At 64.3% G+C, this 10,029-nt stretch carries 10 protein-coding genes; 3 read left to right on the top strand and 7 right to left on the bottom strand.

Going from position 1 to position 10,029, the window contains the following annotated elements:
- Positions 1-62: 62 nt before the first annotated feature.
- Positions 63-671 (bottom strand): hypothetical protein, encoded by a 609-nt coding sequence (locus tag ACLQ2R_RS05100; protein WP_425958100.1) that lies wholly within the window; start codon positions 669-671, stop codon positions 63-65.
- Positions 672-1,347: 676 nt separating this feature from the next.
- On the opposite strand from ACLQ2R_RS05100, the gene ACLQ2R_RS05105 reads away from it, so the two are divergent.
- Positions 1,348-1,668 (top strand): hypothetical protein, encoded by a 321-nt coding sequence (locus tag ACLQ2R_RS05105; RefSeq protein ID WP_425958101.1) that lies wholly within the window; start codon positions 1,348-1,350, stop codon positions 1,666-1,668.
- Positions 1,669-3,203: 1,535 nt separating this feature from the next.
- Here the strand turns inward: ACLQ2R_RS05105 and ACLQ2R_RS05110 are convergent.
- The 3 genes from ACLQ2R_RS05110 to ACLQ2R_RS05120 all read right to left on the bottom strand — a co-directional run bounded on the left by ACLQ2R_RS05110 (position 3,204) and on the right by ACLQ2R_RS05120 (position 6,011).
- Complete coding sequence (locus ACLQ2R_RS05110; protein ID WP_425958103.1) at positions 3,204-3,554, bottom strand: hypothetical protein; 351 nt, start codon at positions 3,552-3,554, stop codon at positions 3,204-3,206.
- A gap of 257 nt (positions 3,555-3,811) precedes the next feature.
- Positions 3,812-4,462 (bottom strand): endonuclease domain-containing protein, encoded by a 651-nt coding sequence (locus ACLQ2R_RS05115; RefSeq protein WP_425958104.1) that lies wholly within the window; start codon positions 4,460-4,462, stop codon positions 3,812-3,814.
- A gap of 916 nt (positions 4,463-5,378) precedes the next feature.
- Positions 5,379-6,011, bottom strand: a complete 633-nt coding sequence (locus ACLQ2R_RS05120; protein ID WP_425958105.1) for a hypothetical protein — start codon at positions 6,009-6,011, stop codon at positions 5,379-5,381.
- 169 nt (positions 6,012-6,180) lie between these two features.
- Between ACLQ2R_RS05120 and ACLQ2R_RS05125 the strand changes: the two genes are divergently transcribed.
- Positions 6,181-6,360 carry a hypothetical protein gene (locus ACLQ2R_RS05125; RefSeq protein WP_425958106.1) on the top strand — a complete coding sequence of 60 codons (180 nt, stop codon included), beginning with the start codon at positions 6,181-6,183 and terminating at the stop codon, positions 6,358-6,360.
- A gap of 178 nt (positions 6,361-6,538) precedes the next feature.
- On the opposite strand, the gene ACLQ2R_RS05130 is transcribed toward ACLQ2R_RS05125, so the two are convergent.
- Positions 6,539-6,727 carry a hypothetical protein gene (locus ACLQ2R_RS05130; RefSeq protein WP_425958107.1) on the bottom strand — a complete coding sequence of 63 codons (189 nt, stop codon included), beginning with the start codon at positions 6,725-6,727 and terminating at the stop codon, positions 6,539-6,541.
- A 149-nt stretch (positions 6,728-6,876) separates the two neighbouring features.
- Here ACLQ2R_RS05130 and ACLQ2R_RS05135 point away from each other — a divergent pair, with 149 nt between their 5' ends.
- Positions 6,877-7,314, top strand: coding sequence for a hypothetical protein (locus ACLQ2R_RS05135; RefSeq protein ID WP_425958108.1), 438 nt, complete (start codon positions 6,877-6,879; stop codon positions 7,312-7,314).
- A 251-nt stretch (positions 7,315-7,565) separates the two neighbouring features.
- Here ACLQ2R_RS05135 and ACLQ2R_RS05140 read toward each other — a convergent pair whose 3' ends face one another.
- Together ACLQ2R_RS05140 and ACLQ2R_RS05145 are read right to left on the bottom strand one after the other, a co-directional pair.
- Positions 7,566-8,501 (bottom strand): DnaB-like helicase C-terminal domain-containing protein, encoded by a 936-nt coding sequence (locus tag ACLQ2R_RS05140; RefSeq protein ID WP_425958109.1) that lies wholly within the window; start codon positions 8,499-8,501, stop codon positions 7,566-7,568.
- Positions 8,502-8,619: 118 nt separating this feature from the next.
- Positions 8,620-10,029, bottom strand: a 1,410-nt coding sequence (locus tag ACLQ2R_RS05145) for a WD40 repeat domain-containing protein (RefSeq protein WP_425958110.1), incomplete at its 5' end; no start/stop codon positions are given.

Raw genomic sequence — 10,029 nt, forward strand, 5'->3', positions numbered from 1 at the left:
AGGTTGTCCTTATCGCCCTGAAACCGCATAAAGCCGCTGGTGGGATGGATTCGCCGGGGAGCTCAGCCCTCGGAACTCTGCCTCACCGAGCGTGCGCGCTTCGCCGTCTCCGCAGCCACTAGATCTGCCTCGTCTTGGCGCTTTTTCGCTCGGACCGTTTCCTGTCGGCGGCGCTCAGCCCGCGCCTCAGCGCGGTTCACGTCAAGACGGGCGACTTCTTCGGGAACCCGGCTCAACAACGCGACGTAATCCGGTACCTTTGGAAATCCACTCGGCGGTGGCTGCTTCGTCGGCAACCAGGTGTCTTGCTGACTTCTGAGGAGACCGAGCTCCGAGCGCACCCTTCCCAATTCCTCAGCCTGCGCCGCGAGAGCCTCCAGCACCTCGCGTCTCTGCTCTTGTCCTTCCTCCTCCCCAGCCGCCTGCTCGACCAGCTCAGCAACTTGCGCCTCCTGATCGGCCTCCTCCTCGGCCAGCTTCGCCGCCTCAATCTCCGCCAGATCGATCTGACCGCCCGGATACGACACCGCCGTCACCCGGTCGATCAGCCGGCCGAACGCCGCCTTGTGCCGCTGCATGATCAACCACACCGCGAGCACGATCGCCACCGGCCACGCGATCGCACCCACCAGGCCCGCAATGGCCTCGATCAACTTCGCCCATTCCGCCACCCTTCGATCGTCGCGCCCGGCCCGGCTGTGAGGGAGGGGAGTGCCCAGACCGTGATCCTCCAGACAACACGAGAGCCACCCCCTCCGGGGCAGGGGGGTGGCTCTCGCGTTGTCTGCCCTACGGGCCGATCAGGTTCCGCACTCGCCGACCGATGTCCGCATGCCGCTCCTCCGGCAGCGACAGCACGAACTCGGCCAACCACCCGCGCGGTGGTTAGAGCGCTGCGCTGAGTCGGACGAGGCTCGGCTGGCACTCTCAGGGGCGGGGTTTGGTCATCGCGGCCCGGAGTATGGCGGTCGGCTCCGCGGCCCTCAAGTCCACGGGTCCTCGCTGCGCTCGCCCCGTGGCCTTGACCGCCGCAATCACCGACCGCCTTACGGGCCACCCCGACGACCACGCGGCCCGAAACGCGGAAATGAATCAACGTCGTAAAGGCGGGAAGGTGGAACAGTTCCCTCCGCTTCAGGGCCGAGAGGAAAGCGGGCAAGGGGGCCGGGAAGGACCTGACGCGGTTTCCGGGGCGGCGTAGCGTCGAGGTAGGGCCGAGGAGCAACAGGACCCGCCGATCTGCGGCACCTGCTTGGGCGCGAGCGGCGAATGGATCGACCGCAACGGCAGCACCAAGAAGCAGAGCATCTGGGCGGCGTGTACCTCGTGCGCCGGGACGGGGCAGCAATGAGCGACCCGATCACCTGCCCCGAGTGCGAAGGGGAGGGCGGCCAGCGGCTGGGCCGGCTGCGCATCGCGTGCCGGTTCTGTGATGGCCGGGGCTGGGTCGGTGCCGAGCAGGAGCCCGCCGAACCTCCCCCACCGCCAGCTGAGCAGCCCCCGGCGTGGGAGCACCGCATCTGGTTCGACTCTGCGGCCGCCGCCGTCCTGGGATGCCGCTACTGCCTGGGCTCGCAGACGGTGGCCCACCTGGACGCGGCCACCCGCACACTGGTGATGACGCCCTGCCGATACCAGAGGCCCGGGACCCTGTCGGCGAGCGCGTAGGAAACTGCGGCCGGATCCCAGCTGCTGACCCCGACCATGCAAGCCGGGCTGGCATGCGGTGCCCGCCCAGCTAAGTCGTCATCGACCGTGTGCACGATGCATGAGGAGCGCACCCGAAGGTTGGGGCCGTTGGTGTAGCTGAGCATGACACGGTGGCGATCGTGGCCAGCGCCTCGTGCAAGCTCGGTGTCGAAGCGGCGTTGTCCGTAAGATCAATCTAAGCGGTGATCCACAGGCCGCTCACCGAGTTATCACCCCAGTGATTGGTCTCTTTGATGGCGCCCAGCGGTACGGCCGACACGGGATGATCGCTTCTTGACCTGCGAAAACGTGATGAATTTCGCGATGGCGCGAAGTTCATCTGGCGCCACAGAGATTGCGGGTCCGACCCTTCGGTGAGTTCGTGCTAGGTGAACCCCCAGTTGTGACTGGAATCACAACCAGCGATCGCTGGAGGCCCTTTGTCCTGGTAGAAGCGTCACTCCGTGCTGCAAGCACAGATGTTCGTTACCGTTCCGTGACCAGTCGCATTGGCAAGAACCATGCATCGGAGATAGGTTCCACGACGCGTCGTCAAAAGTGTTCCGCTGGATGATTTTGTGGGCGCAAGCGAAAGGCTCTGCCCCGGCGGCCTACCAGAACAGAGCCTCTCGTGCTACCGCGAGCTCAGGTAGATGATCATCTACTTGGGCTCGCTGTCTTTACACCACTCCCACAGGAGGTGGCTTGCTCGCATTGCGAGCGGCCCCCACACGGGGGCGGTCCGTCGCGCAGCTTCGATGCCCTCAAGACTCTTTCGCTTACAGCTCTGAGCCCGTTCGCGTACCCAAGCTCCGCAGACCGCAACCCGTCTGCGAACTTTCTCCAGATGCCACCTTCTGGCGGTCACCCCGTACCTCCTCCGGAGCCCGGTAGATCGGGGATCGATCAAGGCGCCGGCCGATCGATCCCGTACGGGGCAACCGATCGGAGAGGTGAGATGGCTGTTTGAATGTGGCGTCGCGTAACCTACTCCGCTGGGCGATGGCGAGCAAAGCGATCCTCAAATCGGAAGATCATCCACCTCGAATGTCGCGACGTATCTGCTGATCACAGCTTTTTATGCTGCAGGAGTATGAAACTCGTCACACTCAGAGAAGCTGAGCCTCGAAACGGCATTTTTGTGACCTGGATCACTCTTGAGACAACCCTTCCATAGGTGATTTCGTTCTGGCTCGAACACGAACACCTGCGTCGCCAAGAAAGACCTCCCGCCAGACCCACAGATTCCCAGCTCAGAAGCCTACCCAGCCATATCCGCCCGATTTTCGGCGAGTACTACGGGAACCCAATGGCGCCCACCTCGCCCTGGGGCAGCACACCGAGGACTAGCAGGAGTGCTGGTGGCTGCGATGGCTCCCCGAAGGGTCACGCGAAGTTGCCCAGATGCCGGCCTGCCCGCACACCCTCGGGGTGGGGATGGTGTGCCCTCTGCCTGCCGAACATCCCGGCCGATGCCGATGACGACCTCGCCGGTGGCGGCGCTTGACGTCCTCCTACGTTGAGCGGCCGCGGCGCCGCTGGGCGGCACGACGGTCGGCGACGCGCAGCACCGGCGCGAGCTCCTCCCAGGTGCCCCCGGCCCGGCGGGCCGCATCGACCAGGTCGGGCTCGGCGTCGGCCAGCCAGTCCCGCAGTGCCGCCAGCAACGTGAGCCCGGCCAGCGCCTCGTCGCCGGTCAGGGTGTGAGAGTGCGGGCGCGGCTCGGTGAACTGCAGCAGCGAGGCCAGCTGGTCGACGTAGATGGGCTCACTACCGGGCAGGCGCCAGCGGGCCCCGCCCGCGGGGTCGTCCTCCAGGAACCGCCGGGCGTCATCGGGATCGGTGAGGTCGTAGGCAGGTTCCACAGCGCGGCCTCCCGGACGTCGTCACAGTGATGACAGATTTGTCGTCACCACGATGACACGCTCCCCGCTCCTGGAGGGTGCCGGTGCGATGTGTGGAACCGTTCGCGATCGCCACTTCGGTGCTCGCCGTGACGGTCGACGGCGATCGACGCCACGCCAACTCCTTCGTCGTCGGCGTGCCACCGGACAACGTCGTCGCCCTGGTGCTCAACGTCGACGCAAGGCTGGCGCCTGGACAGTCCGTTTCTGTGAGCGGGCTACGCGCTGCACTTTCCGAGCTGCTTCTCGCCGTAGAAGGGGCACCAGCGGTAGTAGCTGGTGTCGATGTTGCGGCTGCGGGGGGCTCGGCCGTGCTGGGGTTGCCATCCGCTCCAGTGGCGGGTGTTGCAGGGGTTGCACAGCGGTGCGCGGACGAACTCGTGGGTGTGGCAGTGGTCCCAGACGCGTGCTCGCGCGCTCATGCAGCCGGTGCACATGAACCGCGAGGCCGTGGGCCAGTCTTGGCGGCCGGCGCGGTCCACGCGGTAGCGCCTTCGTTGCAATTCGCCGTTGTAGAGCGCGGTGCCCGCCTCGTCTCCTTTCGCGCCGTAGACGACGGCGGTGCGGGTGATCTCACCGAGGTTGGCCACCACCACGTCCCCGATGCGCTCGAACCAGCCGCTGGAGTTCCCGCCGTGGTGAGCCCCCATGCACGAGCAGTCGCATTCGACCCCCTCGGCCTCCAGGCACTTTTTGGAGCAGCGCGACAGCTTCGACATGTCCCGCCACACCACGATGTAGCCGTAGCGGTCGATCGCGGCCGTCACCAGCTTGAGCAGGCAGTTGCGCGGAAGGTGCCACCGGTCGTTGTCGAAGTGCGGGGAACGGATGCCCACAATCTGGTGCAGCCACCGCCGATCGTCTGTCATCGCGGGGATCTTCGCGATGACCTGCCCGTCTCGTGGGAGCCAGACCATCGCCACCGGCCCGATCCCGGGCGCGGTGACCACGCGTCCGTCAACGACGCGTACCTCTGGCACATCGCCTTGCATGCTTCCACGGTGACACGCAGGTCAGGCACGTTGTAGTTGCTGAAGACAAGGTGGGCCGAATGTGGCCAGCCGGGTACACCGAGCTGCGCCCCCTGGGAGAGCGGCCGAACGCCCGCGCATTCTGCGCGGGGGGGCGTTTCGGGATGAGCACCCCGGTGTCCTACGTCGTCAACGGGTGGTTCGCGTTGACGACGGGCTGGATCCTCGCCGCCAGTCCGGCGCTTTGCGCCCCCGGTAGTCTCCCCCGCCAGGATCCGCGCTCGCGCTCGCATGGCTTGTGCGCATGCCGGGTGCGCCCACCCCTGCTCGACCCTGTCGATCAGCGTCTGGGCCGGGTAGCCCTACCCGCAGCCGACGCAGGTGCTGGCGAACCGCGCCGCGACCACGCGGCCCGTCGTGCCCGTGTTGCCAGCTTCGCTCTGCGAACCGCTCGGTGCCTTTCTCGCCGGTTTCGCTGGCTTGCCCTCGACCGCTTTGGGGGTGGGCATGCAGCGTGCGTGCCCACCCCCCGACCTTGGTTTTCTGTCAGCGCTGGCCTATACCGACGGGCTTCTTGCAGACCGGGCAGGCTCGCAGAGGTTTGCTACCCTTCGCGGGGGGCTTGCCGGCCCCGGCTGTCGTCATAGATCGTGACCGTACCTCCCGCGCCCAGGCAGACGGGCCCAGACGCGGCAATGTCCTCAGCGGATGGCCGATCTACGTCGAACGGCTCACCTGCGTCAACGGACCGTTGACGCATGCTTCTGGCCTACGCCAGATGAGAGCTGGTGAGCGGCCTCGCGTCCAGGGATCGTCACGCCAACCGGTCGAGGAGTTTGCCGAGTCGGTCGACGGCCTTGCCGTGGCGGCCCTTGGCGAGCATCGTCCCGAGAATGATGTCCTTCGTCAGTCCATCTCGCCCGTATGTGCCTTGAAGGATTCGCATTGTCTGATTTTGTCCGAATCCCCGCGTCCACCCGTTGTTTCCATTGACGCGAACGCGCTCCAGGGTCTCTCGCTGGCTGTCGGTGCGGGTGTCGGCGGTCACCTCACCAGTCAGCAGGTTGACGGCCCGGGCCTCCATCGCCCAGCCGATCAGCGGTGTCGCCCTGGTTTCGATCACCGCGAGGCAAGAGCCGCGGGCGTAGCCGACGGCCAGGTCCAGCGTTTCGAAGTCGGGCGCATACACCAGCACCGGGCCCGGGCCGCGTCGGGCCTGCTCGCGGCCGCTGCGCAGTGTGGTTGCCGGATAGGCATGGGCGAACCGGGTGATGGAGTTGACGCCGGTGTTCCACTGGTTCTGGGTCGGTGTCACCAGCAGCGGGGTGGCACCTTCCTGTTTGGCCTGCTGGAGCACCCAGGCGACAGCCAGCTTGGCGGCATCTTCCCAATCGCGGTGGGGATCGTCATCGGGAACCCACGCCGCGGTGTATCTGACCTCGGACATGGAAACGGACACTAACAGTGACCACCGACGATCTGAATGGGACAACCCTGCGGGGCCGAACTGCAGGCTAGGCCCAATGCGGCGGGATGATTTCTCGCTGGGAAAGTGATCGCTTGTCGGCCCCGGTGCGAGGACCGCCTGGCGTGCTGCGTTGCGAGGCGCCGGCGAAGTGCAGGACCACGGCTTTCGCCCCGGCGGCGACCTCATCGCTGATCTCTTTGCTGCGTGGGGCAGCGGGGTGAGCCATCACCCAGATCATGGCCACCTTGATGATCAGGTCAATGTCACTGGGGCGCAGCAGAACGGCCTCGCCGGTGTGCAGCGGCTCTGGTTCTCGGTGCTGCCATAGGCGGTAGAAGCGGCCCTCCTGGTGGTTGAATCCCAGGCGCCGCTCACCTGTTGGGCTGATCAGGTGGGTGATCCACGGCAGGTCCTTGGGGCCGGGCGTCCCGGTCGCTCTGGCCGGCTCATCTACCGCCCCTCGCTTCGGCCCGTTGGTGGGCGGCTCGGGCGCGCCGGGCGGTGCCTCACCGGAGAGAAGAGGGGGCGAGCACGTCGGCCAGGCGCTCGATCGCGGCGGCTACAGCCAGGGTGGCGTTGGCCTGTGCGCAGATGGCTAGGGCCACCTTCGTGTCGTCGGAGAAGCGATCCTGCTGGGCACCGGAAACGTAGTGCTCCGTCATCTCGGCGTAGGACTTGGGGAAAGGCATCGACATGAGCGGGGAATCCGTTTCCCGCTTTCCCATCTTCCTTCGCATCGCCGCGCAACTTCAGAGTGTGCCGCGAATGCGAGACAGCACTCCTTGACTCGTACGGAAATCCGTACGATGGTGACTCGTACGGATTTCCGTACGGAAGGAGGGGCATGCCCCGCAACAACCCTGGGCTCATCACCCGCGATGACGGCTCCCATGATGCCGTCATCCATATGCCCGCTGACCTCGGTGTCGATGGCGCTTGGCTTGCCGACTGGGCCCAAACTCTGCTGTGGGCGCTGGACCGGCTGCGCTCGGGCGCCTGGGACACCCCGGGCGAGGAGACGCTCGATGAGATCCAGACCGCGATCAACGATCTGGAGCACCAGCTTGCCCCCCGCTTGGATGGCATGCGCGACGCGCTGATCCGCGCCCATTTCGTTGCCGGCGGCTCCTACGCCGACTTGGCCCTGGCCCTCAATCGCCGTAAGTCCACAGCCCAGTACCGCGCCGACAAAGTCCTCAAAAAGGCCCCATCGAAAATGGAGGTCTGGGCGCGCGGCACACCGGGTCCCTCACCGACCGTGGTCGAGCCGACGCAGGACTGACTTCGGCGATACCGGAAAGCGTATGGTGAGACGCCGACCGCTCACGCCCCTTGGTGTCTTCGCCCCTCCGCTTCCAATGTCCCCGGATAACTCACATTATCCACTGAAACCTATTAGCAGCTAAGGGGGTAACAACGCCCCAAAGCGCTCAGAACCTGAGACGAAGCCCAGCAGATAAGAAGCCATCTCGCTTCGTGTGAGGGTCGCCACGTGGGCGCCTCTTGTCGCAGGACGCTGCTCTAGGTGTACATCTAGGGCATTTTCATGTCTACGAAGCGGCTGTAGTGGCCTTGGAAGGCCACGGTGACCATGGCAGCCGGTCCATGGCGATGCTTGGCGACAATCAGGTCAGCCTCGCCGGCCCGGGGTGACTCGCGAACATAAGCATCCTCGCGATGGAGCAAGATCACTACATCGGCGATGTGTGCCACCGCGCCTGAATCGCGGAGATCGGTACATAGCCAAGGTGCCCTGTCGGGGCGAGCTTCCGGCTGGCGGTTAACCTGAGCCGTCACCACGATCGGGATGCCCAGGCGCATGGCCAGCCTCTTCAAGGCCGAGGTGGCCTCGGTGACCTCTCGCTCCCGAGTATCGCTGCGCACATCCGCTCGCATGAGGTGCAGGCTGTCTACTGTCACCAGTCGCGTTTGGTGCTCGGCGTGCAGCCGGGTGATCTGCTCGCACATCTGTGTGACGGTCCAGTCTGCAGGAGTGGCGATGTGCAAGGGGGCTTCAGCAACCTGCTTCATGACCTTTGCTATCCGGCACCAGTTTTCGTCGGTCATTTTACCATTCCGAATGGAGTGAAGAGGAATACGTGCTTCTGCCGAGAGTAGTCGCCAGACAATGTCTTTTTGCAGGGATTCATAGTTGATCAGGAATGTTGGTAAATCCTGCCGCAATGCTGCGGATCGGCAGAAATCGTTGAGCAACGTAGAAGTGCCGATCGCAGGCCGAGCGGCCACCACGATCAGCGTCCCTGGATGCAGTCCTCCGCCCAGCAACTCATCGAGGTCTTGAAACCCTGTGGCGACAAGCGCAGGATCTCCCTCGGCGCTGGCAACGGCCTCCATTGCGTCCAAAACGCCAGGCAATATCTCCCACAGCTGCTGTGGCTCGTCTACCACTGAGGCAGCGTCGAGTTGCTCGGCAGGGGCGGGATGATCGTCGGGTGAGGGTGTGTCCATGGCTGATTACCGTAGACTCTGAGAGCCTCCGTCGGGCATGGGTTTCCGCACTTCCTCACGCGTATGTGCGAGGCTGTCTGGGTGAACTGCCAGTAAAACCTCTATTGCGGCCACGAGATCACGCTGACGGGCTCTTTACTCCCCAAAGTCGCACACAGCCGCTCGTTTCAGCGCAGGCCAGCAAATGGCCACCAGGATGGAATATTGCCGCGTTGATTCCTCCCGTATCTGCAGTGAGGGGATGGCAAGCAGGGGAATAGGTAGGTAGGTTCCACAGCCGTACCGTGTCATTATCGTCCGCAGTGGCCAGTAGATGGCCGCCAGGGTGGAACGCAACCGCAGTGACATCCCCCGTGTGTCCGCCTAACAACATAGGAGCGGCCTGGCCGGAAAAGTCAAACAAATCCACGTAGCCGTCGGCGCCACCAACGGCTATCAGATTACCGCCAGGATGAAACGCCAACACGTTGAGGCTTTTTGCTTTGGTCATGACTGGCGAACCGATAAGCTTACCGGTCCCCACATCCCATAGCCGCACTGTGCCATCGAGGCTTACGCTGACCAGTACGTTGTCGCCAGGCTTGAAGGCCACCCCTCTTACGGCATTGGTGTGACCAGCAAGGGGAGGACCTGCGGACTGGCCAGTGGCTGCGTCCCATAACCGCACCGTATGGTCGTACCCTGCAGTAGCCAGTAAGTGACCATTTGGATGGAACGCCATCATTTTGATTTCTTCTTGGCCGGTTCGTACCTCAACGAATTTCCCGGTAGACAGGTTCCAGAGCCGCACCAGGTCGTCAGCATCCGTACTGGCCAGCATGTGCCCCCAGGGATGAAAAGTGGCATGAAGAATAATCCCGCCGTCGCTACTGGGCAGCGCACCGACGCTGACAGGCGGGCCGGCAGTCGAACACTCCCATAAGCGTATTTTTCCATCATCGCCACAACTGGCGATCAGACGGCCACCAGGGTGGAAAGCAACCGCATTGGCTTCGCCTTTATGGGCATCCAACGCCGTATTGGGCACAAACCATTCACCATATAGTGGACTGGTGCGAGCCTGGGCATTTTTGAGCTCACCGGAAAGGCTCGTAATACGCGCATCCGATTCCTCAAGCCTTCGTCGTAGCTCTAGCTGATCACGTCGTAATACGAATGTCCGATTTTGGGACCGTCGAATCCGTTCATAAAAGGTTTTGCGGTCAGGCTGACCAACCTTGATGTCCCATAGCCGCACTGTGTGGTCTTCACTTGCGGTGGCGAGGAGGTGGCCGTCGGGGTGGAAGGCCAGCGCGTACACGGCCTCGGTATGGCCGGTGAGGGGCTCTCCGACAGCCTGGCCGGTGGTCGGATCCCACAACCGCACCGTGTGGTCGTCGCTGCCGGTGGCAAGGAGGTGGCCGTCTGGGTGGAAGGCCAGCGCACAGACGGTCTCGGCGTGGCTGGTGAGGGGCTCTCCGACAGCCTGGCCGGTGGTGGGGTCCCATAGTCGCACTGTGTGGTCGCCGTTGCCGGTGGCGAGGAGGTG

The sequence above is a fragment of the Streptosporangium sp. DT93 genome (genome assembly GCF_049844535.1).
In the GTDB taxonomy this organism is placed as follows: Bacteria; Actinomycetota; Actinomycetes; order Streptosporangiales; family Streptosporangiaceae; genus Streptosporangium.

What these genes read in the sequence shown, in the direction of transcription:
- ACLQ2R_RS05105 (WP_425958101.1), top strand. Translation starts at nt 1,348, where the DNA reads ATGAGCGACCCGATCACCTGCCCCGAGTGCGAAGGGGAGGGCGGCCAG.
- ACLQ2R_RS05115 (WP_425958104.1), bottom strand. Translation starts at nt 4,462, where the DNA reads ATGACAGACGATCGGCGGTGGCTGCACCAGATTGTGGGCATCCGTTCC.
- ACLQ2R_RS05120 (WP_425958105.1), bottom strand. Translation starts at nt 6,011, where the DNA reads ATGTCCGAGGTCAGATACACCGCGGCGTGGGTTCCCGATGACGATCCC.
- ACLQ2R_RS05130 (WP_425958107.1), bottom strand. Translation starts at nt 6,727, where the DNA reads ATGTCGATGCCTTTCCCCAAGTCCTACGCCGAGATGACGGAGCACTAC.
- ACLQ2R_RS05135 (WP_425958108.1), top strand. Translation starts at nt 6,877, where the DNA reads ATGCCCCGCAACAACCCTGGGCTCATCACCCGCGATGACGGCTCCCAT.
- ACLQ2R_RS05140 (WP_425958109.1), bottom strand. Translation starts at nt 8,501, where the DNA reads ATGGACACACCCTCACCCGACGATCATCCCGCCCCTGCCGAGCAACTC.